This is a genomic window from Dyella nitratireducens (assembly GCF_014642835.1).
Taxonomy (GTDB): Bacteria; Pseudomonadota; Gammaproteobacteria; order Xanthomonadales; family Rhodanobacteraceae; genus Dyella_B; species Dyella_B nitratireducens.
Genome location: NZ_BMJA01000001.1, coordinates 66,521 through 92,896, shown reverse-complemented (window position 1 = coordinate 92,896; position 26,376 = coordinate 66,521). Strand labels below are relative to the sequence as shown.

21 protein-coding genes are annotated in these 26,376 nt (G+C 55.5%); 13 read left to right on the top strand and 8 right to left on the bottom strand.

What is annotated here, in order from left to right; genetic code table 11:
* The first annotated feature begins 75 nt into the window (after positions 1–75).
* Positions 76–951: a LytTR family DNA-binding domain-containing protein gene (locus IEX75_RS00435; protein WP_188792309.1), complete on the top strand. Its 876-nt coding sequence runs from the start codon at positions 76–78 to the stop codon at positions 949–951.
* Positions 952–1,006: 55 nt separating this feature from the next.
* Here IEX75_RS00435 and IEX75_RS00430 read toward each other — a convergent pair whose 3' ends face one another.
* Both IEX75_RS00430 and IEX75_RS00425 read right to left on the bottom strand, forming a co-directional pair.
* The gene (locus tag IEX75_RS00430; protein WP_229720581.1) at positions 1,007–1,594 is read right to left on the bottom strand and encodes an FMN-dependent NADH-azoreductase; all 588 of its coding nucleotides are present in this window, start codon (positions 1,592–1,594) and stop codon (positions 1,007–1,009) included.
* A 34-nt stretch (positions 1,595–1,628) separates the two neighbouring features.
* Positions 1,629–2,054, bottom strand: a complete 426-nt coding sequence (locus IEX75_RS00425) for a nuclear transport factor 2 family protein (RefSeq protein WP_188792308.1) — start codon at positions 2,052–2,054, stop codon at positions 1,629–1,631.
* A gap of 199 nt (positions 2,055–2,253) precedes the next feature.
* Between IEX75_RS00425 and IEX75_RS00420 the strand changes: the two genes are divergently transcribed.
* Positions 2,254–2,550: a winged helix-turn-helix transcriptional regulator gene (locus tag IEX75_RS00420; RefSeq protein ID WP_229720580.1), complete on the top strand. Its 297-nt coding sequence runs from the start codon at positions 2,254–2,256 to the stop codon at positions 2,548–2,550.
* 614 nt (positions 2,551–3,164) lie between these two features.
* On the opposite strand, the gene IEX75_RS00415 is transcribed toward IEX75_RS00420, so the two are convergent.
* A complete protein-coding gene (locus IEX75_RS00415) occupies positions 3,165–3,419 on the bottom strand; it encodes a hypothetical protein (RefSeq protein ID WP_188792307.1) in 255 nt (84 codons plus the stop codon).
* Between the two features lie 647 nt (positions 3,420–4,066).
* Here IEX75_RS00415 and IEX75_RS00410 point away from each other — a divergent pair.
* The gene (locus tag IEX75_RS00410) at positions 4,067–6,031 is read left to right on the top strand and encodes an alpha/beta hydrolase family protein (protein WP_188792306.1); all 1,965 of its coding nucleotides are present in this window, start codon (positions 4,067–4,069) and stop codon (positions 6,029–6,031) included.
* A gap of 183 nt (positions 6,032–6,214) precedes the next feature.
* Here IEX75_RS00410 and IEX75_RS00405 read toward each other — a convergent pair whose 3' ends face one another.
* Positions 6,215–6,820, bottom strand: coding sequence for a DUF2278 family protein (locus IEX75_RS00405; RefSeq protein WP_188792305.1), 606 nt, complete (start codon positions 6,818–6,820; stop codon positions 6,215–6,217).
* A gap of 192 nt (positions 6,821–7,012) precedes the next feature.
* Between IEX75_RS00405 and IEX75_RS00400 the strand changes: the two genes are divergently transcribed.
* Positions 7,013–7,513 (top strand): P-loop nucleotide/nucleoside kinase family protein, encoded by a 501-nt coding sequence (locus tag IEX75_RS00400; RefSeq protein ID WP_188792304.1) that lies wholly within the window; start codon positions 7,013–7,015, stop codon positions 7,511–7,513.
* Positions 7,514–7,605: 92 nt separating this feature from the next.
* On the opposite strand, the gene IEX75_RS00395 is transcribed toward IEX75_RS00400, so the two are convergent.
* Both IEX75_RS00395 and IEX75_RS00390 read right to left on the bottom strand, forming a co-directional pair.
* The gene (locus IEX75_RS00395) at positions 7,606–7,788 is read right to left on the bottom strand and encodes a hypothetical protein (protein WP_188792303.1); all 183 of its coding nucleotides are present in this window, start codon (positions 7,786–7,788) and stop codon (positions 7,606–7,608) included.
* Between the two features lie 66 nt (positions 7,789–7,854).
* The gene (locus tag IEX75_RS00390) at positions 7,855–8,475 is read right to left on the bottom strand and encodes a hypothetical protein (protein WP_188792302.1); all 621 of its coding nucleotides are present in this window, start codon (positions 8,473–8,475) and stop codon (positions 7,855–7,857) included.
* A 357-nt stretch (positions 8,476–8,832) separates the two neighbouring features.
* On the opposite strand from IEX75_RS00390, the gene IEX75_RS00385 reads away from it, so the two are divergent.
* From IEX75_RS00385 to IEX75_RS00345, 9 genes are all read left to right on the top strand, one after another.
* Entirely contained in the window at positions 8,833–14,496 is a 5,664-nt protein-coding gene (locus tag IEX75_RS00385; protein WP_188792301.1) for a hypothetical protein, read from the top strand.
* Positions 14,497–14,587: 91 nt separating this feature from the next.
* Positions 14,588–15,697, top strand: a complete 1,110-nt coding sequence (locus IEX75_RS00380; RefSeq protein ID WP_188792300.1) for an FG-GAP repeat domain-containing protein — start codon at positions 14,588–14,590, stop codon at positions 15,695–15,697.
* 72 nt (positions 15,698–15,769) lie between these two features.
* A complete protein-coding gene (locus IEX75_RS00375) occupies positions 15,770–16,801 on the top strand; it encodes an RHS repeat-associated core domain-containing protein (RefSeq protein WP_188792299.1) in 1,032 nt (343 codons plus the stop codon).
* Between the two features lies 1 nt (position 16,802).
* Positions 16,803–17,543, top strand: a complete 741-nt coding sequence (locus IEX75_RS00370; RefSeq protein ID WP_188792298.1) for a hypothetical protein — start codon at positions 16,803–16,805, stop codon at positions 17,541–17,543.
* A gap of 495 nt (positions 17,544–18,038) precedes the next feature.
* Entirely contained in the window at positions 18,039–18,866 is an 828-nt protein-coding gene (locus IEX75_RS00365) for an FG-GAP-like repeat-containing protein (RefSeq protein WP_188792297.1), read from the top strand.
* A 70-nt stretch (positions 18,867–18,936) separates the two neighbouring features.
* On the top strand, positions 18,937–20,031 hold the full coding sequence (locus tag IEX75_RS00360) for an RHS repeat-associated core domain-containing protein (protein WP_188792296.1): 1,095 nt from the start codon (positions 18,937–18,939) through the stop codon (positions 20,029–20,031).
* A 3-nt stretch (positions 20,032–20,034) separates the two neighbouring features.
* Positions 20,035–20,664: a hypothetical protein gene (locus tag IEX75_RS00355; protein WP_229720579.1), complete on the top strand. Its 630-nt coding sequence runs from the start codon at positions 20,035–20,037 to the stop codon at positions 20,662–20,664.
* A 44-nt stretch (positions 20,665–20,708) separates the two neighbouring features.
* Positions 20,709–21,116, top strand: a complete 408-nt coding sequence (locus tag IEX75_RS00350; protein ID WP_188792294.1) for a hypothetical protein — start codon at positions 20,709–20,711, stop codon at positions 21,114–21,116.
* A gap of 231 nt (positions 21,117–21,347) precedes the next feature.
* The gene (locus IEX75_RS00345; protein ID WP_188792293.1) at positions 21,348–21,863 is read left to right on the top strand and encodes a hypothetical protein; all 516 of its coding nucleotides are present in this window, start codon (positions 21,348–21,350) and stop codon (positions 21,861–21,863) included.
* A gap of 86 nt (positions 21,864–21,949) precedes the next feature.
* Here IEX75_RS00345 and IEX75_RS00340 read toward each other — a convergent pair whose 3' ends face one another.
* Together IEX75_RS00340 and IEX75_RS00335 are read right to left on the bottom strand one after the other, a co-directional pair.
* Positions 21,950–24,820, bottom strand: a complete 2,871-nt coding sequence (locus tag IEX75_RS00340; protein WP_188792292.1) for a ligand-binding sensor domain-containing diguanylate cyclase — start codon at positions 24,818–24,820, stop codon at positions 21,950–21,952.
* Positions 24,821–25,012: 192 nt separating this feature from the next.
* A complete protein-coding gene (locus IEX75_RS00335; protein WP_188792291.1) occupies positions 25,013–26,248 on the bottom strand; it encodes a histidine-type phosphatase in 1,236 nt (411 codons plus the stop codon).
* Positions 26,249–26,376: the final 128 nt, after the last annotated feature.

The following is a 26,376-nucleotide window of genomic DNA, read 5'->3' as shown; positions in this document are numbered from 1 at the left end:
GATTGTTTGCAGGGCTCTTGTGACGAACGGCGGATGGCGGGGACGGATGTGGGTGGCGTTGCGTAGAATCCGCCGATGCAAACTTCCCGTGGCTTCGACACCTTTCAGCGCTGGCGGCGTCCGATCGAGGTCGGATTCTGGATCGCGCTCATGACCCTGAACGTGATCTTCAACAGCATCGACGCTCGCATCGACCATGCCGGCCGCGTCGCCCTCTGGGAACCCTGGGTCTGGGAGACAAGCAGCGCACTGGTGATGCTCGCGCTGCTACCGGCGGTGATCGTCGCCGAACGGCGCTGGCCGATCCGCTTCGATACCTGGTTGCGTAACCTGCCGTTGCACATCCTGCTCAGCGTGCTGTTCAGTCTCATCCACGTCGGTGGCATGGTCGCCCTGCGTTGGTTGGCTTATGCCGCCATCGCCGGCTGGCATTACCGGTTTGGGTCGTGGTGGATCAATTTCGGTTACGAATACCTCAAGGATGTGCGCAGTTATTTCCTGATCATCGGCGTGCTGATGCTTTATCGCTTTTGGTGGCTGCGCCAGCAGGGCGAGGCCAAGCTGCTGGCCGAACCAGAAGAAGGGCCACCGGTGGAGCCGGTGGAGCGGCCCGATCGCTTTCTGGTACGCAAGCTGGGCAAGGAGTTCCTGGTCAATGCCAGCGAGATCGAGTGGCTGCAGGCCGCAGGCAACTACGTGAACCTGCACGTACGCGGGCGCGACTACCCGCTGCGCAGCACGATGGCTGGCATCGAGGCGCGGCTGGATCCAGCACGCTTCCTGCGCGTGCATCGCGGTTACTTCATCAACCTCGACTACCTCGCCGAGATCGAGCCGCTGGAGACCGGCGACGCACGTCTGCGTTTGCGTGATGGCACCACTGTTCCTTGCAGCCGTCGCTATCGCGCTGCGTTGCGCGAGCGCTATGGCCAGCCGGTTGCGGCGGAGTGAGCCATGTGTCTCTGGCGATCAGGGGGCCGCTTACAAAATAAGAGCCTCAACCATCTTAGTTGGCCCTGGGCACTGCGCCGATGGCCAAATCGGGGATATTCATTCCCTCGACCCGCACGGTTTGTACATCCGTGATGCCAATGAAACTCAAGATTTGGCATAGGTAAGGCTCGACGAAATCCCATGGACGCCATGGGCCTTCCGTAAAGACGCCACCCGACGCCAGAACCAGAATGGCCTTTTTGTTTTTTGCCAGACCGAGAACGCCGCCATCGTTGGCGTACTGGAAGGTGCGTCCCGGCCGCACGACGAGATCGATCCATGCCTTGAGGGTTGAAGGGATGCCGAAATTCCACATCGGCGTTGCGATCACCAACGCATCGCAATCCAAAAGCTCGCTGGTTAATTGGTCCGAGTGGTGAGCCATCTCTTTCAGCCGTTCCGCCTCGGTTGCATCCTTGGTCGAGATGGCTCGAAGTGTGGCGTTATCCAGATGGGGAACCTGCTCTGCGGCGAGATCTCGCCGGATTAGTTTCGCTGAGGGATAAAGGTCGGTGAGCCGTCCGGCGAGCGTGTCGGAAACGGATCGGCTCGCCGAATCCTTTCCCCTTGGGCTTACTTCGATGAAAAGAATAGTGTTCATGTCTCAATCTCTTTGTGGCTGATCGCGCATGGGCTTATGCAGTCAATGCGTTCCAGGCTGCGAGAGAGTCCATGTAGTCTCTCCAATGCGCGATCTTTCGGTTCTCGATTTTGATGATTGAACAGAAGCGATTGTCGTATTTCGCTTCTGTCGCGAGGATGGTTCCATGGACTTCGTATTCGACGACCACAACGCGGCCTTCGTCTGTCTTGTGGACAATCAAGTTATCCGCAGCGTGAAGCACGACGTTCTCAACGTAGCCGCTAAAGGCCGCCATGAGCTCTGCGCGCCCCCGTATGACGCGAGGCCAGCCGGACACGTTATAGAGAACCTCGTAGATGACGTCGTCAGCGACGATGTCGAAAAAGTGATCGCCATCGACAAGCTCACCAAGCGCAGAGCGAATCAAGCTGAAGTAAGCGTCGGCAGGCGAGTAGGCAGCGTATCTTGGGCCGTGCATTCTGGGGTCCTATTGCGTTTGCCAATGTAAAGATAAATGGGAAACCTATTTCGAAGAAGAAGGCACTTTTAAGTTAGCCGCTAACACCGAGGTAAGTTATGAAAAAGCCCAGCAAGCGCACCGGTCTGGATCCTGCAGCAATCTGCAGAAGCTCGGACCCCATGGCAGTCCGGGAGCTGCTGACGAAAATAGGCGACAAGTGGACGATCTTCGTCGTGCTGTCGCTCGATCTCTCCTTGGCGGACGTGCACGATTTTCGGAACTCGAACGCGCGGTTCCGGGAATTTCGCAGCGGATGTTGTCCTTGACCTTGAAGAACCTCGAACGCGACGGGCTGGCCATTCGCGAGGTATTTCCCGAAGTGCCTCCGCGTGTTGAATATGAAATGACGGATCTCGGAAGGAGTCTTCTTTTACCCATGCAAGGGCTGGTCAATTGGGCAAAGGACAATTGGGGGCACGTCCGGGAAGCGCAGTCGACATACGATGGAAAATGACTTGGACCTCCGGTGATGAAATCGTTGTTTGCATGGGCAAGCTTGTGAACACTGGCGACACTGAATCAGCCGATGCGGTTCAAATAAAGCAAAGAGTAAATAAGGAACGTCGTGACCTTTTCTCCGAGCATGCCAGTTAGCCCCATTCGAACCCTGAGGTATCCCCCCGTTTTTCGCCTTTGCGCCGCAATAAAAACCATTGTTTATCTAGATGCTGATTCAGAGCGGCCGTCATTCCGGTGAAGGCCCACTGCTGTCCGGGAAAAATCGTTCCATTCGCCGTAACGCTTGATAGATCGTCGTCCCGGCGAAAGCCGGGCGACAATTTTCAGAGACGCCGAATTTACGGAAAAAATTCGCCGTCGGGCCGCGTGTCGAGACCTAACTAAACAAAAAGATTTTTTCCGGACAGTAGTGGGCGAAACGCTCAGCTTCGCCTCCATGGCCGACCACTCCTGGCAGCGACTGGCTAGCTTGCGCGAAAGCCCTGATCGGTGCTGGCCCACCGATTCCCGAAAAGCGCTATCACTTTCCAGAAGATATTGCGGCCTATTTTGAGGAACTTCGCGGCGGCTGGGAAACTCGTCCAAAGGATGGCATCCGTCGCCTCTCGCCTAATGGGTCAGCAAAGCCGCTAAAGCAAACGTGGTCGCCCAGAGCGCCAATTGAATCGCGAGCGTCGGCAGGATGCTTCGAACCGGGTGGCGCCTCCACGCTACAAACCAGCACATGATCGGGATCTGCCCATACATCAGTAGCATGGCGATGTGATCCACGGTGCCTTCGTCATGATGAGGTGCGTGCAGGCCGTGTTTCCATAATTCCATGCCGATCATCAGCAGCACAACCATGGACATGAGAATCGGCATGGCCCCGTCCCATTGCCGGATGGGGGGCGTGTTTATCTGGTTTGAAGAAGAATGCCTGGAGGACATGGGCACACGCTCTAGCCAAGTCGAAGTGAAGCGTGCACCTTTCTCATGGCAATGGGATGGCAGCAACCTGGAGCTCGCCGAATCTGGGTGTTTCTGCGACACGCCCGATCAGCGGACGGCGGCACCTTACCTTCGTTACATAAAACCGATTTACATCTGGGCTGTCTTTACCGTTGGCCTCAATGCTGTGTTGTCGAGAATGCGCGTGTGTGCTCTAGGGCATTCGCCAAGATCAAACTAAAGCCCGCACGTTGACTGCTATCCTGGGTAGGGGGTTTTTAGGTAATAACGTCCGGTCCAACCGCTACCTATTTCAGTGAGATACGCGATAACGACGACGTGATTAGCTCGCAGGTTTTGACCCTTGCGGTTTCTGATTAGGCTGCCAGGCGCATGGGGATCGGGTCGTCATGAAATGCGGCGTGGGCACAATCTACTCAAAAGCCGCGTAACCGGCCATTTTTTAAGGGTAATTGCTGCTTCGCTCTGTCGCGATCCAATATTCTATCCCTGCTGCATCTGTTGCGCCGCCCTAAAAAATGGCTAAATAGGCGGGTTCGAACATGGATAGGGGGACGAACATGCTGGGGAGCTTGCTATTGGCCGTGGCGTTATCCGCCGCGCCACAGACTACGTTTGCACTTGATACAAACAGCCGCGCACTGATCGGGCGCGCTGAGCACGAGGCGATGGAGTTATCGCCTGACGGCAAATACATCGCCGTTGCCAGGCACGAAGAGGGTGGAAGTTTTGTACTGGTTTTGAACTCCGCTGATCGGACGCTGTTCAAGAGCCTTAATCTCGGCCCTGGTGCAGATATTTTGAGTATGACGTGGCTTGGTTCCGACAAATTGGTCGTCGGCATGAACCGCCTGCGTGGCGACGCTGGGGTTTCCGTCCAGGAACCTTGGCTTTATCTGTTCCGTATGAACACCACACATCCGGTGACGTTCCCGGATAACTTCATCGGCACGATAGATAATGATGACGAGCACATACTGGTTAGCTCTTGCGAACACAAAGATGCTCACGGATGCATTTACGAAGCCGCGCTTCTGGATGTGAATGATTTGCGTGAGGGGAGTCGCAAGAGGGTTGCGTTGGCACCTGTCGAGGATGCGAGCTTCAGTGCCGATCATTCAGGCGCTATTCGTTTCGCCTGGGCCGAGGATGACAAAGATCAATCCAAGCTTTACGTGACCGATAATGGTACGGACTGGAAGCCGCTCAACGACGAGAGTGTCAGCAACATCGACATTTTTCCCGTTGGAATCTCTCGCGACAATCGATCAGCCTATTTGCAAGTTCAACATCGAGACGGCCCCGACAGCATCGAACGCTATGATTTTGCGACCGGTACACGAACTTTGCTGCTACGCGATACCGTGTCCGATCCGTTAAGCATCATCTACTCGATGGACCGGCGTGAACCGATCGGAGCAATGTTCGGCCCGGGGCGTCCTCAAGCCCGATTTTGGGATCCTGCAAGCATGGATGCCCGCTGGCGTATGGCGATCAACAAGGCCTTTCCCGATTCCATGTGTGGCGTGAAGAGTGCCAGTACGGATGGCAATCTGGTCATTGTGTCTACGGAAAACGATCGCGATCCCGGTGCGTTCTACTTGCTCGACGTGGTCCATCACAAGGCAGATCTGCTGGCACGCAGATACCCTGCGGTCGACCCAAAGAAGGGCCTGCCCAGCGAGCCATTTGAGATGAAGGCCCGCGACGGGCTTACCTTGTACGGTTTTGTGACACGGCCAGCTGGTGGCTCCGGTCCCGTGCCTACGGTCGTGATGGTGCACGGCGGGCCGTATACGATACGCGATGATTGGGCATTCGACCCCGAAGTGCAGTTGTTGGCACAGCACGGTTATGCCGTCGTGCGCGTCAATTTTCGCGGATCGGGCGGGTTTGGTCTTCCCTTTAAGGAACGCGGCTACATGCAGTGGGGCGCTGCCATGCAGGACGACGTGACCGACGCCACGCACTGGGCCATCGAGCAAGGTATTGCTGATCCCAAGCGTATTTGTATCTATGGGGGCAGTTATGGTGGCTATGCGGCCTTGATGGGCGTCGTTCGCGAGCCAAAGCTGTACCGTTGCGCTGTTGGGCTGGCCGGTGTGTACGATCTATCCAAGCAGTATTTGTGGGGAGACACGCATCGCAGCGATCTTGGCATCTCCTACCTGCATCGCGTACTAGGCAGCGACAAAGCAGAGCTGGATAGCCGTTCACCGAGCAAGCACGCCGCCGATATCAAGGTGCCAGTGTTGCTGGCGCACGGTGGTCTTGATGGTCGCGTCCCGATCTATCATGCCGAGGAAATGCGCAGCGCACTCACCAGTGCAGGAAGCGCGCCGGAATATCTGCGCTATAACGACGAAGGCCATGGTTTGATTGATACAAATCATCGTATCGACTTCTATACGCATCTGCTGGGCTTTTTGGATGCCAACCTGGACATGAAGACGGCTGATACATCGCCGGCAGCATCAGGTGCGAATCAGCAAGCTTCCGCATCGACGTCCACCAACGTGCATTGAATTGTGCCGTGAGCCGATCTGATCTCGTGCCAAGCACACGTTAGCGTCGAATTTTAATAAGCCGTTCACTCCATGTCCGTCGCTCCGGCGAAAGCCGGGGCCTGGCGACTTGAGGCTCAAATACATTGAATCCCGGCGTTCGCCGGGACGACCCATCGTCAAACCTGCCTTTTCTAATATCTTCTAGCCAATATGCTGGTTGTTGAACTTGAAGAAGAACCATGTCCGCTTGGGGTTACCCGTGCTTGAGTCCGTCCAGTACACAACCACCGCGCCGTCCTGGTTTGTCTTTCCTTCGTTGAAATGGGTTTCATGGACACCCCTGACGTTGTCGCCGTCTTCGAAAGTCAACCCGTAGACCGTGACGAACGTGGAGGTGCTAAGGGCCGCTTTGAGCTGGCCGTCAAGCCGAAAATAAGTCACGGGAGCAAAGTTTGCGTCGCTCAGCCCCATGGCTTGGTAACTCAATTGCGCGTTTGGAAAGACCCCGTAGGCGGGCGGGCCGAATGGATCGGTGGTGTTTGCTGCGCTGTTGCCAAGGTCTTGGTCAGCGATGTAGACATCGACAGCGGATCCATCGACGGACTGCGTGTTGACGTCGACCTGATAGCGCAGGCCGTTCCCGATATCGAGATAGAACTGCAAATGGTCTCCGCTGCGGCCTGTGATGGGCTTCTCGGAGTCCTGCACGATCGTGCCGACGACTGCCGCGTAGAGTTCCGGTGACTTGCCGGGTTGAAGTTGACCGCTAATGTTGCTGGTATGCGTATGATCGTGGTGAAAAAACATTTTTCTCGCTCCTTGTGGAAAAGGCTTGTTCAACCGTTAGGGCGCATTAGCGAGCTGTGTTGATGCTCTCGCTTTAGCGGTGGCTTCGATGGGAGTAGGGAAGCGTGATGCGACTTTCTGCGCTATTCAAAACCATTCCCTGTTTCAAAGCGATGTCAAAACAGGGCAACTGGACTCACGGAGGGGATGACCATGTTGATTGTGTTCGGTGGTCTGCCGGGAACCGGCAAAACGACAATTGCCAGGCAGATAGCAGCTCGACGGTCGGCGCTCTACCTCCGCATCGATGCGATTGAGCAAGCAATTCGGCAGTCAGGAGTGCTTGCCGCAGACGTCGGTCCAGCAGGTTACGTTGTGGCCAATGCGTTGGCATCATCCAATCTGATGAATGGCCTTACCGTCGTTGCGGATTGTGTGAATCCGGTTCGCGAGAGTCGCGAGGGATGGCGAGCTACCGCAGCCCGTGCACAGGTGAGAATGGTCGAAATCGAGATCGTGTGCTCCGACCCCATCGAGCATCGCCGCCGCGTTGAGACACGGCGAGAGGATATCGATGCTCTCATTTTGCCGACATGGCAGGACGTCTTGGAGCGCCACTACGTACCCTGGGAGGAGCCGCATGTGGTTATCGACACCGCTGTCCTTACACCCGATGAAGCCATCGCGGTCATCGAGCTACACATAAATGCCTGAGTTTTCTTTTATCCAGAGTCATCGTTAGGGTGGGGCTCAGATCCTGAGGCATTCCCACATTTTTTCCGTCTTTCTGTTAGGAAAATCGAAGTTCACAACAATACTGTTTCAGAGCGGCTCGTCATTCCGGCGAAGGCCGGAATCCATGGCCAGTACGAAGCATGGATTCCGGCCTTCGCCGGAATGACGATTTGCTTCGAAATGGAGTCGAGGTAGTCCCCGGATTTCGCTGGAATTGCAGGCAAAAAAGTGGGAAAACTCAGGCTAAGATCCATATATTGTTACCTTTTATTCATTGGCAGGAAGGACTTCAAAATAGGTCAGCTGAGTCAATATTTGCTCTACTCCCTTTGGCCAAACAGGGTGTATCCGGGATACCGTCCTGCGAGCATGTTTTGTAAATTGATTTGCCCGTTGGATAAATCCACCCGATGCCTCGACTCTAGATCCTGTGTCGATGAGACACCCATTTTTCCATCGGCAACGATCATGGCAGCGTTGGCTTCCATCTTTGTTCTGATAACGGCGTTGGGGCAATGGCCTAAAACCCAATCTCTGACTTTACGGAAATCCTTCTCTACAACCCGCTCGCCGAGCATGTCTCCCGTAGCATGGATTGTCGAGCCAAAGACCAGCACGACCATGGTTGGCCGTAGTGTTCTGATCCAATCGGTCATGTTGTTGACGACTCCGTCTTTACGCCGGAACGTCCTATTGTGGATCGGGCGACGAATCATGGGAGCATTTGGTATGCCGTCTGCCGTCAGGGGCGCGTCTTCAGGGTACTCATAGCGATAGCGGACTCTGAGATATCCCGCGGGATAGTGGAAGGCTCCTGCGTAACCCACCTGTGCATTAAAGCCTGCGATAAACGTGCATGTATGCAATGTCGAGGTGGTGATGAGTAGATCGTTGCTTTTCGCAACGATGCCTTGGCCCATTTCAATGAAGTAAGAAGGCATGTGTTCCTCCGGTCATTAGGGGACGATACGTAATCCAGTCCGTCATGTGTAAGCAAAGGAGGGGCCGCACGAATGTCTAGGAGAATGACAAGCTCCCGGCTAGGTATGACGCTGCTAGTCACTGCATTATTGGTTCGTTGCAGCAGAGGCACAGGATTGAACATTCATAAGATTCGTGAGGAAACACACCAGCTTAGGTGTCCTGTTTAAATCAGATAGTTTGATCGCAAATTTATGCGATAAAAATTTTTTGCCAACGGCATATTGACAGCGCCGTCACTTATCTCCGAATTTAGAAAAAGCGTTGCGCGCAATGCGCAGCCAAAGGAACCAGGGAATCAATCAAGGGGATTGAGGATGGGAAGCGCCAAGGTTTGGGGCAGTTTCGTAATTGGATTACTGGTGGGATGCGGTCTTTCGGCGAATGCGTGGTCGCAATCGCAGACCGTTACGCCCGACCAGGAATACCTCCAGCTCATCAAGGTCAACCAGGACATCGAGCCGCTAGGGAATAACCCTTTTGGCGAGAACATCAGTCCTTACAACGGTGAGCTGTCGTTTGAAGAGACTGATGTGAGCCTTTCGGGAAATGGGCCTGCGCTGGTGATAGCGCGCTCGTTGTCCACGACTAGCCCACTTAGTTACTCCTTCGACGCAGAGCGGCCGTTTGCCGACTGGGATCTCAATATTCCGCGCATTGAAACGGCCGTTGTCGCCAAGATCCAGGGCGGCAATACAGGTTGGATCACCAATGGCCTGAGCACCAGCAATCGTTGCTCCAACTTTGGAGCTCCGCCTACAGCTTCGGCGATTCAAGGTGGTGACCCCTGGGGCTCGGATCAATGGTGGTACGGCTATCACTTGATCGTGCCGGGTGCTGGCAGCCAGGACCTGATGCCGCGGGCACAGGCCAACACGCTGGCACCAGCAGCGGGTACCTCGACCTACGGCATCGTCACCAAGCAAAATTGGATGATCAGCTGTACCGCCTCCAATGCGGCGGACGACGGCGGCCAGGGCTTCATTGCGGTAGCGCCAGACGGCACGCAGTACACCTTCACACACTTGGTGTACCGCCCAATGACCACACTGACTGAGCCGCTCGGTACCGCACCGGCGGCCATGAAAGCAGCCCTCACCGGTATCAAGCCGATGGTTGCGTCCAGCAATTTGCTCGAGCGCAACGACGCGTTCATGTATGTCACGCGAGTGGTGGACAGGTTCGGCAATTCGCTGACGTACACGTACAACAACGCCAATGGCAATCTCACTGGCATTACGGCGAGCGATGGGCGCTCGGTGACGATAGGCTACGACTCGACCGGTTACCTCATCACCTCGGTCACGGCGCAAGCATCAAACGTTGCTCCGCGCACTTGGACCTATACCTACAACACGAGCAATTCAGCGCTTCCCATACTCACGGGGGTCACGCTGCCTGACGGAAGCGCGTGGGGCTACAACTTGGGCGCTTTCCAAACGACGCCCATCACCATGTCGCAAACCGCTGACTGCAACCAAAATAATCCGGGTGTCGTTGACGAAGCTACGGTCACGGGAACGGTGACCCACCCGTCTGGACTAACGGGCACGTTCACCTTAACCGTGATGCCGCATGGTCGCTCCTACATCTCCAAGGTGTGTTGGGGCTCAAGCAGCCAAACAAGCGATCCGCCGTACTACACCTATCCCGAGGAATACTTCCAACCTACTATTACCAGCAAGAGCATCTCGGGCGCGGGCGTGGCCACTGAGAACTGGACGTATAGTTATTCGCCGCCCAACCAAAGCTCAAATGCTGACGCTTGCTATGCAAGTGGTACATGTGCTTCGACCGTCTACACTGACGTCATCGATCCCAATGGCAACGATGTCCGCTATACCTATAGCAATAAATGGGACTATACCGAGGGACAGCTGCAACGCACGGATTACTACCAAGGCAACGGGTCCGGTGCCACGCTATTGCGTTCGGAAATTGACAGCTACGCTCCGCTGCCGCCTGCAGGTCAAACGTGGCCATGGCCGTGGCCGTCACAATATGGCCTTGATTTGCAGGGCCGCAACAATCACGCACAGACGGAGGAACTGGCGCCATTGCAACTGCGCCAGACTGTTGAAGAAGGTTCTGAAGGTGGCGATACCTACACGTGGCAAGCGCTGGCCTACGATGCCTACGCGCACGCGACGGATGTAAAACGCTATAACTCGATCTCGGGCCAGCAGTCCATCGAAGAAACCACCAGCTATCTCAACGACCCCAACTTGTGGGTATTGGGCTTGCCGCAGACGATCGTCAACAACACCACAAACGAAACAGAGATTTCCAACACTTACAACAGCCTCGACCTGCTGCAATCGCGCTCGCGCTTTGGCGAGTTCATGATGAGCTACACCTACAACAGCGCAGGGCAACTGGCTAGTTTTACGGATGGCGACTCCAATACGACCAATCTCAGCAATTATTACCGTGGCATTCCGCAGCAAATCGATTATCCGGACGGCGGCACGGAAGCGCTGGTCGTCGATGACCTAGGTCAGATCACGTCGATCACCGATCAGAATGGCAACACCACGCAATACAGCTACGACCCGATCGGCCGCATCAGCCAGATCACCTATCCCACCAACGACAGCGTGTCGTGGTATTCGAAGACCTTCACCTACACGCCCACCAGTGCCACAGAGCGTGGTATCTCGGGTCTTCATTGGGATCGCAAGACGACGGTCGGCAATGCTGTCACCACCACCTTTTTTGATGCCAAGCTGCGCCCGATCCTGAGCGATACCTCCAACGGCAGCCAGGACATCACCATCGCAACCAGCTACGACTGGACTGGTGCGACGACGTTCGCCTCATATCCGGTGTACGGCACCCCGGATATCACTGCCGTCACGACCGGCACTCATCACGCCTACGACGCGCTGGAGCGTGAAATCCAGACACAAGAAGACAGCGAACTGGGCTCGCTGACCACCACCACAGCCTACCTGCAGGGCGCAGGCAAACAAGTCACCGACCCGAAGAGCAATGTCACGACGACCTATTACCAGGTGTTTGACGAGCCGGAGTACAAGGACCCCACTCAGGTCAGTGCGCCGGCGGGCGTGACGCAGTCCATTGCTCGCGATATCTACGGCAACCCGACCTCGATCACCCAGTCGGGCGCCTACGGTAGCGAAAACGACAGCATCACCAAGACGCTGATGTACGACAGCTATCACCGTCTGTGTCGCACTACCGAACCGGAAAGTGGCAGCACGGTGATGGCCTACGACACCGCCAATAATCTGGCGTGGAGTGCGCAAGGACAAACCATCACGGATGGCACCTGTGGCCAAAGCGATGTGGCCACGTCGGCACAGACTGTACGTACCTACGACCCCATGAATCGCGTGCTGTCGATCACGCCACCAGCAGGTACGCAAGACACCAATTACAGCTACGACGAAGTCGGCAACATCTTGACGGTCAGCTCCGGTGTCACGCAGCAGCAGTTCACCTATGACACACGCAACCTGCTCACGACCCAGGCGCTTTCCGTTCCTGGTTATGCCTGGGCGCTGGGCTATTCGTACGATGGGTATGGCCACGTCAATGCCATCGGTTATCCGTCTTACAACGGCAGCAGTGAAGGCGTGGCTTACAATCCCGATGCACTTGGTCGCGCCACCCAAGTGGGCAGCTATGCCACCAGCATTGCCTATTTCCCCAACACCCAGGTTTCCGGTTTCAACTATGGCAATGGCGCGAGCTACGTCGCGCAGCAAAACGCCCGTCAGCTGCTGAGTAATTTCAGCTATGGGGCAGGCAGCACGTTGAACGTCAGCGAGGATTACACCTACGACGCCGACGGCAATATCACTAACGTCAACGACCTGGTACCCAATGGCACGCGTAGCAAGGTATTTACCTACGACGCCCTCAACCGTCTCACGAATGCCACGGCCAGCGGGCTCTATGGCACGGAAACGTACACCTACGACGCTTTGAACAACCTGCGTAGCCGGGTCACCGGCGGCAACACGCTGACCTTGAACTACAACGCCAGTAACCAATTGGCAAGCGTATCGCAAGGTGCCAGTACCACCACCACTTATGGCTACGACAATCAGGGCAACCGTAACAACTTGAGCAGTGGCGGCACGACCACGACCTACGGCTTTGATGCCGAGAACCAGTTGTTGCAGGTATCTGGTGTAGAGAGCTATGCCTACGATGCCGCCGGACGTCGTGTCACCAAGACCGGCACGAACGGTGCGGCCACGGCCTACTATTTTTACGACCAGGCTGGCCAGTTGATGTACGAGTTCGATCCAGGCAGCGCGACGGGAACAAACTACGTCTATCTGGGCACGAAGCTGATCGCCAAGCATGTCACGTCGCAAGTGGCGGTACCCACCGGCATTACGGTCAATCCCAATCCAAACGACGGCAATTTCACCGTGAGCTGGAACGCCGTTGCTGGTGCTACCAGCTATACCCTTGAGACAACCAACGGCGCTGGCAGCACCACGGTGGTGTACAGCGGTAGCGCCGCTTCGACGGCGCAGACGGTGACCACTGGTGGTACGCAGTTCTATCAATTGCAGGCGTGCAACAGCAGTGGCTGCAGCGGGTGGGCAGATATTTCGGTGGGCATATGGCCGGCCATACCGACCTTCAATCCCCTGCCGGCCGGAACGGACAACGGCGCTTACACCGTGGCCTGGAGTGCGCCAGCGGGTGCCAGCACCTATGACGTGCAGGTATCCACGGATGGCGGCAACACGTGGGCGGCTCTTGCCACCGGTACGACCAGCACGTCGATTGCGCAACAGGGGAACGTCACGGGTAGTTACATCTATCGGGTCCAGGCGCATAACCGAACGGTGTCTGGTACGGCAGGTTGGAGGACCTCGGCAACCGTGACGGTCAATACCAACTACGGCGTGGTGCCGACTCCGACGCCCACGCTAGTCGTTCCTGCAACCAGTTACACCGGCAGTGCAACTATCACGTGGACGGCTGCGACACCAATCACTGGTTACACGTTGCAGCAAAGCGCCAATGGCGGCAGCACCTGGACCACGGTACCTACGGGGACGGGTACCAATGCCACCGTGAGCGGACTCACGAATGGCAGCTACGTTTACCAGCTAAAAGCTTGCAACACGGCCGGCGGTGGATCGGCGTGCACAGGGTGGGTCACGGCCAGCCCGATGGTGGTCACATTACCGCCTTCACCTGCACCAACGGCATCCGTACAGACCACCAACAGCAGCACTGGCACATACATCGTCGATTGGTCTGGTAATAACGAAGCCACCAGTTACACCGTGCAGATGCAGGTGAATGGTGGTGCGTGGACCACGGTGCAGACCGGCACGGGTACCGCCTATGACGCTACTGGGCAAACGGATGCGACCTACAGTTACCGCGTAGAGTCCTGCAATGTGGGTGGATGCAGTGGTTGGAGCAACACAGTCACCACGAGCGTATTGTTGCCGCCTGCTTCGGCACCTTCGCTGAGCGGTGGCGGCACGAGCAACAGCGGCAGCTATGGCGTGAGCTGGAGTGGCGTCGCCACAGCGACCAGCTACAACTTGCAGGAGAACGTCAACGGTGGTGGTTGGACCACCGTGCAATCCAACAGTGCGACGAGTTGGAGCACAAGCGGCCGCGGTGACGGCACGTATCAGTATCAAGTACAGGCATGTAACGCGAGCGGCTGCGGACCTTGGAGCAACGTCGTTACCGAGACGGTAAGTCTTGTCCCCAGTACGCCCAGCATATCGACCTCTCTATCGGGGCCAAACGGCAAATGGGTAGTGCATGTGTCGTGGTCGTCGACCAATGCCACGAGCTACACCCTTATGATGAAACAAGGCACCGGTAGCGCATCGAAGATTTACTCCGGTAGCGCCACCACATGGTCACAGCTCTACACGACGGAGGCTCAACTTCAGTTCCAGGTGCAAGCCTGCAACAGCGTTGGCTGTTCGGCATGGAGCAACTGGGCCGCTGCAGACGTTCCCTGAAAAGGCGCAACGTGCCAAAGCCGCGGTGGACCAAGCCGTAATGTAGAGGAATGCTAGGACCAAGGATGGTCGTCACTTTTGGGGGGAATGCATGCGCGAATATCGATGGCTGAAGATGATGAGTGTTCTGTTGTTGACGTTTGGAGCTGTTACATTGCATGCGCAGGATGTCAGCTTTGACACGTTACCTGCACTTCGTGTGACAACACCTGTTCCGTCGGGTCTGCACGTGCCCGGGGATGTGGACGGAAACGGTGTATCGGACATCTTTCTGTACAGCGTCGCTACCAGCCAGGTGGCCTATTGGTTGATGAACACCAACGATGCGACGGGTGCCGTCACCAAGCTCAGCTCGCGTACGTTCAACGTGACACCCGGCTATTTCGTAGGTGCCATTGGTGACTTCAATGGCGACGGTCTTGCCGATCTGGTTCTTACCAGCAGCAACCACGATCTAGTGCTCTGGACAAACAACGGCAGTGGCGGATTTACATCATCTTCGCTAGGTACGTATGACGCCGGTTGGATATTGGTGGGAGCAGGCGACGTAGACGGTGATGGTCAGGACGACCTGCTTTGGTTCAATTCAACGACCTGCCAATTCAGCTATTGGCTGATCAAGAACGGCGTTCATGTCGAAACGGATACGACGAATGTCACCTGTGGCTACTACCCGCTATCGATCGGGTATTACACACCTTCCAGCCGTATTTCCATCATCTGGACCAATGCCGCGCAGGACCTGCAGATTTGGGATAGTGCCGGCAATCAATTCACACCTTACTCGTTAGGCCAATACGGACCTGGCAGCACCATGGTCGCGCTGGGTGGCGGTTACGAAGGATCGCTGATGAGCGATATCTATATAGCCTCCAACGAAACGGCGTACGGCTTGGAACTGGACCGCACGTTCAACGAAATCGGGCAACAGACACTGTGGCAAACCACGGAGTGGTGGCTCGACAGCAGCTACAAGCTTCCATGGAGCTCCGCCGGTTTTCTGATTGAAGGGCGGGGCACCAACATGACCGGCGTGATCTACCAGCACGGTGCACTCCAACTCGAAGTGTGCCCGCCCTTGGGTGGTGCCGGTTACGAAAGCACCCCTGCACCCATGCCTTATACGTGTCCGAGCTTTTCCATTCCTTCGGGGTGGAAGGTGATCGGTGCCATGGCCAATGGCATCGTGCCGGGCGGCTAACTTGCATAAACCGTAGTTCGCCAACGCTCTCCGATCGCTCGTCGCAAAATTCATGAATAAGGACGTTACGCCGTGATCACCGATAAGAAGCAGCAAAGTGGGAAGCTCATAGGAACTTTGCTTCGTTGGTTGGCGCTGAGCTTACTGTTCGTAGGCACGCATGCGCTGGCGCAGAGCGCGGGGACGGTGACGTATGTGTACACCGATCCGCAGGGGACGCCGTTGGCGGAAGCGGATGCGAGCGGCAATGTCACGGCGACGTTTGATTACACACCGTATGGAACGTATGCGCCACAAGGCACGTCGGCACCGGGGCCGACGCCTAAGGGGCCGGGGTATACGGGGCATGTCAATGATCCGGAGATGAATCTCGTCTATATGCAGGCCCGGTACTATGATCCTGCGACAGGTCGTTTTCTGAGTGTTGACCCCATCGATCCACTTGCTGGCGAGGCATTTGGCTTCAACCGGTACGATTACGGGCGTAATAATCCGATTGGAAACGTTGATCCAACGGGAAAATTTCCGGGCGAATTAAATGATCCAGGTTGCAACGCGGCATACAATTGTCAGGTGTCCGGATCTGCATCCGGTTCTGGTGGTCAAACACAAGCTTCAAGAAATGGTGCCCCAATCTATAACAAAGGACAAACCTCCAGTAAGACACCGACACATGCATCAACTTCCGAGCGAATAGCGAAGGTGATGTCACAGGATCCGGATGTCGAAAGGGTGCATTTAAATCAGAGTTTGCGAACGGTTACTGGTGACCCAAATGCCCCAAACATTCGACCAGATGTGACCGTGGTTAAGAAGGATGGAAGCATCGATCAGATTGAAGTGCGTTCTGCAGGTCAAACACTCCAGGAATTGCAAGCTAAGTTGGCTACGTCCAGGGTGGGGTTGGGAGTGTCAGGTCAAGACATCGTGGTTGAGCCTGATCCCTTACCCGAAACGTCTATAGGGGCTTTCGGAGCAATCGGTGTGGTGCAGATTATTTTCCATGCTTGGGTAAATCATTACTTGCAGGAGCGTCATGATGCTAAGCTGACACCTGCGCAGCGTGAGTGGGAAAAGGCATGTCAAACAAGGGGGTGTGCCTAATATGATCTGGTTTACGATGGTCGATTGGGCTGACCAAATAACAAATGAGTCACTTTTGCGCCTCATCGCCACTAACTTTCCGATCTATTGGGCGAGCTTGAATGTTGGGACTGTTCAGCGCACGAAAGCAAAACGTTCATATCGAACCCCAATCGAGCATTTAACCGACCAGTGCGAGTGGCTGAAGGCGGAGTGGTATGGAGGAACGGTGTCTGGATTGGATCCGGAAAAACAGTGGAACTCTTATCTCTCAGTTAATTTTCGAGAGGGCAGGGAATTGACGATTTGCTTGTCATCTGCTGATAGTTCGATGGAGAACCTTCTTCAATTTATCGTTGATGCCTCCAAGTTGGGAAATCTTGGGTACGGCTACGGCGACGATTGGGACGCCCCTGGTTTAACTTATTACATCGCTGGCATAACGTATGGATTGCCATGTGGCGAGGAGGAAAAGCGGAAGGCTGATCGTTTATCAAGATGGTTTCGTGAGCGACTTCCTATGCCAGGCAATCCTCCAAGGAAACGATATTTAGAAGGGATGTATCGTGGTGTGTACCAGATTAATGTTCTAAATCGATCGCATGTTGTGGAAAGTTCTCAAGAAGGATCGCAGCCTAGAGGGCTGGATCATATCGTGGGAAGACTATTGCCGTGTGACAACGATACATTCATTTGGTCAGTTCCAACGTTTGAACTTGCTGAAGTGGAATGTGATTTGGGTAATAAAGAGCTGCTGATATAATTTGCGGTGACGTAACATTGCAACGATGAATAGTTAGTTGGATGCGTTTTGGCAACAACTGCCGACACTCTTTTTTCTCAGTTTATGGTGGCCTGTTGGACTATTTTTGGCTAACGCAAAAAGAGCCGCTTCTTGCTGCGGTAGAACATAGGCGAGAAGGGGGGGGAATAGGATTGGCGTCATCCAAACAAAATGATGATCTTTGGGGGCTATCCAATCGGCGCCAGGTTAACCAAGATCAACGCTTATTTATTGCCGGCAAGGATAGACTTCTTGTTGGCAAAGTGGTTCCGATACTTCTATGAGATGGGTCTTGTTCTGGTGCGGGTAGAGATCAAGTGTCTTGGTGAGACTAAGTAAATCGCTCTTCCCTACTAGCATACAACGCGGTTACGCTCCGACGTCTTGGCCATATACAACGCCACGTTGGCGCGGCGGATAAGATCGAAACCATCGCGATCTTGGGGTTGCAACAACGCCACGCCTATCGAGCCGATGAGACTTATACGATGTGCCATCGGATACTTCAACGGCGATGGCTTGGCCGATTTGGTGTTTACAAGCAGTAAAAATGATCTGTATCTGTGGACGAATAATGGCCAAGGCGGCTTCACATCCACCCAACTGGACAGCTACCCCGCAGGCTGGATTCTTGTCGGTGCCGGTGATGTAGACGGCGATGGTCAGGACGATCTGCTTTGGTTGAATCCGTCCCAGTGCCAATTCGGCTACTGGCTGATGAAAAACGGGGTTCATACGGAATCAAAAACCGTCAGCATTACCTGCGGCTACTACCCCATCTCCATCGGGTACTACACACCGTCCAACCGCGTTTCCGTGTTGTGGACGAGCGCCGCACAAGACCTTTATGTGTGGGACAGCGCAGGCAATGGATTCACCTCGTACTCGCTGGGGACCTATGGCCCGGGTAGCACCATGGTTGCGCTAGGCGGCGGCTACGAAGGCACGTTGATGAGCGATATCTACATCGCTTCGAATGAAACCGCGTACGGCTTGGAACTGGACCGCACCTTCAACGAAATCGGGCAACAGACACTGTGGCAAACCACGGAATGGTGGCTCGACAGCGGTTACAAGCTTCCATGGAGTTCCGCCGGTTTTCTGATTGAAGGGCGGGGCACCAATATGACCGGCGTGATCTACCAGCACGGCGCACTGGAGCTCGAAGCATGCCCACCCATGGGCGGTGCTGGTTATGAAAGCACCCCAGCACCCATGCCTTATACCTGCCCGAGCTTTTCCATTCCTTCGGGGTGGAAGGTCATCGGTGCCATGGCCAATGGCATCGTGCCAGGTAGTTAGTTTGGAAAGCCGAAGCTTGCCAACGCTCTGATCGCCTATCGCAAAAATTCATGAATAAGGACGTTACGCCGTGATCACCGATAAGAAGCAGCACAGTGGGAAGTTCATAGGAACTTTGCTTCGTTGGTTGGCGCTGAGCTTGCTGTTCGTAGGCACGCATGCGCTTGCACAGAGCACAGGCACGGTAACGTATGTATACACCGATCCGCAGGGCACGCCGCTGGCAGAGGCAGATGCGAGCGGCAATATCACCGCGACGTTTGATTACACGCCGTATGGAACGTATGCGCCACAAGGCACGTCAACGCCGGGTCCTGCGCCTAAAGGACCGGGATATACCGGGCATGTGAATGACCCGGAGACGAATCTCGTCTATATGCAGGCGAGGTATTACGACCCGGCGACGGGGCATTTTTTGAGCACAGATCCCGTCAGACCACGGGCAGGTGATGCGTTCAACTTCAATCGATATACCTACGTCGACAACAACCCGATTATGGGGATGGATCCAACGGGTATGGAGGACGACTGTGGTCCGGGGTGCGCGGCCATGCGCCGACTTTCCAATTGGTTTGATGGTATTGGCAAAGGTGAGCTAAGTGGCGGAAGTGGAATGCCGACGAGGCTTTATGGCCAGGCGGGAGCCACTCTTGGTTACATGAATGGCGAAGCAAATCAGGAGATAGCTACTGCCACTGCTGCTGCTGCGCCAGTGGTCGATGCAATACCTGGGGTGACATTAGGTGCCTGCGCTACAGGTGCGAGCTGTGGTGCCAGTGATTGGATATTTGGCAGTCTTGCCGTGGCACCAGGAGACGGCGAGTTTCTCAATTTAGGGCGTATCGGCGCTACCGGCAAAATAGGGGAGGATGCTCTCAAGGTATTGGGAGGCTCTGCAAATGAGTTTTTCCCAACACCCTTCGGAGCGCGTTTCGTAGATCGTTTTGCAGGTGGCATCATCAACGAATCGAAAGTAGGCTACGTATCGCTGACTTCGGCAGTCAGGCGTCAGATTCAGAAGGATGCATGGTTGATCCAGAACAATGGACGCGTGCAAGGTGGCGCTTGGCATTTCTTCCAGAGTCCGGTCACCGGGCGTGGTGGTGCTTCAGCACCTGTGCGCGAAGCTTTGGACAAAGCAGGCATCAACGTTGTAGAGCATTGAACTATGACTTACCCGATCATACAGCCTCCTTTTACGTTGGACTTTCCTCGAATGTCCAAGCGCGAATTGGCCGAATATCGAGAGTGGTTTCTTGATATTTTGCCGGAACGCATCCGTATTCTTGAAGTTATCGTGCGAACCACTCCCGGATTTGAGCGTTGGCATGCGGACGAAACTCCAGAGTCCCTCGATACTTTGGGGGAGTGGCTTGCCTCTCAAGTTGAAACACGCGCACGTGCACCCGAAGAGTTAGCGAAGCTGCGAGAGGAAACGCCGCATCAATTTAAAGATATTCTGCCTGTTGAGCAGTGGGAGTTGACTAACCGTACGTATTCGCTGGCAATGGATTGTGGCATGTATCTTGGGCAGGTGATGCTTCGGACGCATTCGGAACGCCTGCAATGGGGCCAGGATCTGCGCGATAGGCGAAGTATGGACTATGGTCAGGTGCTGATCGTCGGGACAGGCGTGGTGTCAATGGATACCGTTGGATTTCTTGTGAGCATGGCTCAAAATTTCGTGCGGAAGACAGGAAAGAGAGATCTCCGTGCCGTTTACGATATCTGGTCAGGTCCCGAGTCTGGGTTATTTGTGCCCCCGCCCGCCAAGAAAGTCCGCAAACCGCGTAGCTGAGGATCATCACTTGGAGCATGGTGGCTTAAGACGGGAGATGTCCCATGAAAGCTGCAGATGCAATGGAAGAGACGCCGGCTCTTTCCCTTGGTTGGATCGTTGGTGGTTCAACCTTAGCTAACAAGCCATTGGATGATGCTATTCGAGAATTAACCATTCGCATCGGTGAGGCAGGACGGGGTATCGAGGCACCTTTGAATCTAAATGTTGTATTTCAAGTTCCGGGGAATATGTTGAAGCCGGAGTTTGTTGGAGTTCGCACAGGTCGATTTTCTAAGCCGAGAGCTTTGCTAATGGTCCAGGTGGCGGTGCCCGAAGAAGTGCCATTGGATCCACGCAACTACCTTAAAGGTACAATTCATGCCGCCATTGATGAGGCGGCTCGATGGGCAGTGAAACGCAAAGTGCCCATCGATGTTTCCAAACTGTTCGATATACTTGAACGAGCGTAATCAAGATTAAGAAAAAATGGAGCTTCTTCAGGAGTGCCGTTTCTTCAGTATTTCATCGCACCCGATGATGCTAGTTGAATCATATTCGATGCGCATGCGAATGAGTTTGTGATAGCTGGTGACTACCTTTACGATTGCATGGTTTCGCGAAAGGGATGCTAGTTCTGCGGGAGCTCGAATGACCAACACCGTGAAGGTGCCATTTGGTTGCGCCATGCCAGGTGGCTGCCAATGATCCGAAATTCCCTCAAATCCGCTTTGTTGATCGCTCTGCTTGGTGGTGCGAGCATGGTGTCTAGCGAGCCAACTGGTCCACATGCTGTCTTTACGTCTTTGGATGGAAGTAAAATTGAATTGAACACAGAGGCGAGAGTTCTCCGCATCCCAGGATCACATGATGCTTCGCTATATGATTGTAGTGACAAATTCCAAATATGTTTAACGGACCGTAATGGTTTTGCATTTTCTTATTTTAGAAAGTGCAGCGAAACAAATTATGATCTTCTAAAATTTCGGCCAAAATTTGTGACGATTTTGCATAATGATATGTGGTTGGTTTTTGATGCGTCACCAAATTACATGTTTCACTATGTGTTGTTCAAAGGCATTGTTGGGATTTATGTTGGGCGAACGCCATCATATGATTTTAGAGGTATTTTGCATGATTGGGATTTTAAGATAACCAGTCTTGATGCTGTGGAGTATCGCATTGTTGGAACGAATGCTGTTGCCGCTTGCGGCGGGTGAGTTATCTAAAGCTTATTTGTTAAGTAAAAAATGGTTCATGATTGAACTAAGCTTGGTGGTTGTTCTGTGCGCGGCACACGAAGCTACTAGGCCGATTGACAACCCTCACCAGCAACCATGACTTGATCACGCCCCGACGTCTTGGCCATATACAACGCCACATCCGCGCGACGGATAAGATCGAAGCCATCGCGGTCTTGGGGTTGCAACCATGCCACGCCGACTGAGCAAGTGAGTTCTACACGCGCACCGTCGCCGCCGAAGGGGGCTTGGGCGATGCATTGGCGTAGTGCTTCAAAAGGCGAGTAGCTGGTGGGAGAGGTCACTGGTATGACTGCCAGGATTTCCTCGCCGCCGTAGCGGCCCAGGGTGGCATCAGGCGATAAGGTGTCGCGCAGCCGTTTAGAGGCTTCGATCAGCACGGCATCACCGGCCAGATGTCCATAGCAGTCATTGATATGTTTGAAGTGATCGAGATCGATCAGTGCAACCGCCAGCGGCTGGTGGTGCTCGCGCGCGTGCACCATGGCTTGGGTCAATATTTCCAGTATGCGTGAGCGGTTGGGTAGGCCTGTCAGCGCATCATGGTTGGCCTGGTGCCACAGTGCGGCGCGTGTTTCTTCCAGGGTTTGCTTGTCTACTTCCAGCTCGTGTGTGCGCTGGGCGACAAGGCGCTCGAGGGTGCGTGCACGCTGTCGCAGGTTTTGGGTGCGGATCTGCCAGATCAGCGCAATGCCCATCATGAGCAGTATCACGCCGGCCAGGATGGCCGGTGTTCGTTGCCACCATGGCGGCACGATATGAATGGGTAGTTGGATGACGGGTGAGAGCTGGCGGCTATCCGGGTCATAGGCGGCCACCTCGAATACGAAATCGCCGGGTGGCAAGGGTGGATAGTCCACTTGCGAGCGATCCGATGTGACCCAGTTGTGCTCCAAACCCTGCAGCCGGTAGCGGTATTGCAGCGTGCGGCGTGTAGGGGCGCCCAGCGTGGCGAGGTGCAGCGTAAGCGGCTGTTGGAGTGCGTCGTCAAAACGGTAGCTGGAAGCCGGCAATTGCGGCGCGCCACCCAGGCTCACCTGGGCGATGATCGCGGTCAGCGGATCGGGAGTGATCAGCGAAGCCGGATGGATGAAGTGAGTGATGCCGTTCGACGTACCGATCCATATGGAGCCATCATTATCTTCAAAGTAGGCGTTTTCGCCGATATCGTCCCAGATCAATCCGTCGTCTTCGGTGATGCGCCGCCAGTGCTGGCCATCGAACAGCTCCACACCATCGGTGCCGCCGATCCATAGCCAGCCACGGCGATCCTGTCGGATGAAATAGATGCGTGTGGCGTCGAGAAGGTCGTTGGCGATGTGCTGTACCGCAAGCGTGCTGCCGTTGGTGATGTGGCCGTGCCATAGGCCATCGAAATTGCCGGCCAGATAAATATCGCCGTCAGACAGGATTTCCATGTGGGTGAAATCCTGGTCGGATGGCGCGCCAGTGACGTGAACGCGTGTCCATTGGCCATGGTCGAGACGAAACAGACCCGCATCGCCACTGAACCACAGTCGGCCTTGCGCGTCTTCTCTTGCATCGGCAAACACGGTGTCGGGAATCACACCACTGCCTGCACGCTGTAGTGCATGTCCGTCATAGACGTATAAGCCGCGTTCGGTGCATAGCCATATCTGCCCATGGCTATCCACTTCCATATCACGAACATAAGCCGGCGAGTGTGCGAGTTCCTCCGTGGTGCCTTGATTGGCGTGATAGCGAACGAGCTCGCCGGAGTAATAGACAACCAGCATGTCACCATCAGGCAGGGCGTGCAGGCCGGTGGTCTCTTGGGCCAGGGGCGGCGGCTTCAACGGCCAAGGAGCAGGGCGCGAGTTGTCGGAGGCGAGTACGCTCCCGCCAAGTTCATTCCCGATCCACAGCGTGCCGTCTTTGGCGCGTGCGATGGCCCAGGTTGGGCTGCTATCCAATCCTTGGGCTGTCTGCCAGCTCTGCATGCGGTCGTAGCCTCGCCATTGCAGCACGCCGCGACCGTAGGTGCCGATCCACAGCACGTGATTGCGGTCGTATAGCAAGGCATCAATGCCGATATTCGGCAGGCCGTTGCCGGTATCGAAGATGCGCCAGGTCTTGCCATCCCATCGCGCCAGCCCATCGTTGGCGCGGGTAAGCAGGCGGCCCCGATCGTCTTCGACCATGTCGAGATAAGCGGTGACGATGCGTGCGCCGGGCAGGTCGTGATTTGCGAATGACTTCCCGCCAACAGATAGTGCACGGATGTAGTGAGGGCTGCGCGCCCACAGCGTGCCATCACGGGCACGCAGGTAAGACGTCCACGTATCGGCGGGAATGCCCTCCGGTTCGCTCCAGATATGGAGTTGATCGCCTACCAACTGGCACAGCGATTTATCGCAGCCGAACCATAGCGTGTGGCCATCGCTGAAGACACTGGTGATATCTGCCAGGACGGGGTTCTTGCTCAGCGCCAATGCATCGAAACGCGGATACATGCGCCATGCGTTACCCGTGGCTTCAACCACCCATAAGCGGTGTTGGCTCACCACGTACAAACGACCGTCCAGGTCCGCGAGCATGACACCAGGGTCGACCGTCATGGAACGCGTCTGTGTCATCACCGACGTGAAATGCAGCCCGTCACCAACATAAAGACCCGTACGTGTACCTACCCAGAGACGGCCTGAAGCGTCTTCATGCAGGGCGGCGATAAAGCTGCCGCGCAAGCCTTCCTCCGCACCGATACGCTGAAAAACGTGGCCATCGAAACGGAAGAGCCCGTTCTCGGTACACACATAGACAAAGCCCCGATGGTCTTGCACCAGGCAATTGTCTTCCAGGGTGGTCAAGCCCCTTAGTTGCGTGAAAGAGGCAAGGCTGATGGCCTGGCCATGGGCATGCGGTGTCAGCAGCAGCAAGAAGACCCATGCAAACATCGCCCGCGCACTGCGCTGCCAGTGCCGCGCAGCGTAAGACCCAACTGAAAACCTTTCTGGACTTCCCTTTGACACCTCGTGGCGCCCCGTTCGCCATGTGCTGTCTATCCGAGCATGGGCTGATTCTTGCTTATCTGACGATGAAACGGTAGCGCAGAGGGCAGGCTGGGTATGCCCCATGACGCCAGCCCATCACCGATGCAGGCGGGAAAGCAGAACCTCTATCGGACAACGGCCCTTGTCGTCGGGTTGGCAGCCGGGTGGCTCCAAGATAAGCGTGGCAGGCTGTGCCAGCGCGCTAGCGGGTTGTAACGACCGTAACTGCGCCAGGCTTTGCGCCTGATAGAACACGCGCACGTAGCGGTGTCCGCTGGTGGTGTTCTGCCATAGCTCGATGCCGAATGCACCGCCAATCGGCGGATCATCGTTGGCATATCCGGGCATCTTGAAGTGCAAGCCAAGCATGGATGCCAGCGCAACGATGTTGTTGTCGCTGCCTACCAGCACGCTCAGGCGAGGTGCGCGTTCGTCTTGCAGCAGATGAACGATTTTCTGGCTCATGACCGAAGCAACGCGTTCGGCCATGTAGTCAGGGCGTGCATAGATATCAAACAGCAAAGCGTGCAGTTGGGAGAGCTGCTCCAACTGCTCTGGTGTGACACGCCCCCAGCCGACGTCGCGCATGGCGCGTCCTTCCGCGTAAGCCATCAAGATGACTTCGGCGGTGCCGGAGGTTTTGGCGATAGGGCCGGTCAGCAGCATGTGCTGGCGGTCGGGCGAAACGATCAGGCCGCCGCGCCACTGATCCGTGGCGCACCACTCGGGATCGTGCCGTGAACCGCAGCCCATCACTTTGGCTATCGTGGCGAGTGCATCGCGATGTGGGGCAGTCAGCGTATCCGGGCCACCGGTGCTGGCCTGGATGGACGCCACGGCGTGTTGTGCATTCCAGTCGGTAGCACCGGCTTCGATGGGATGGAAAAGTGGATCTTCGCTGCCTTGGGGTAGATGACCGATATCGATGTTGCAGCCGGGTGCGAAGCCTTCGGCGAGTGCCTGCGCGCTGGCGATAGTGCGCTGGTCGGTGTTGGCCCAGAACCAGAGTTGCGTGGGATCGGGGCAACCGTGGGTTGGAAACAAACCGGCTGCAGCTAAACGGTGCCGATCATATTGGCCCATCAGGCGGACGCCTGCCGCGCCATGTGGCGTGAGTTCGCTGGGTGGTTGTGCCCAGCTGGGCCAAGGTTTGTCGGTGACGTCGTCGAGCTGGATTTCGCCGGGGAGCGGGGTGCGTACGCCGTGGCGGTAGAGCAGGATGACGCGTTCCAGTTGGAGGCTGTCCTTGGCATGTGTTGTTGCAGATATGGCGAATAGTGCAAGCAGCACAAATGCAAAGTACGGAATTTGTTTGTGGTGGAGAGCGGACATGCTTTTCCTAGTGCAGTCGGTTCTGTCCTGACGTCATCCCCGTGAAGGCCCAATACATTCGCGGAGTCTCTCAACTTGCCTGAGCCGCTCCCTCCCCTACGTGCAGTAGGGGAGGGTTGGGGTGGGGT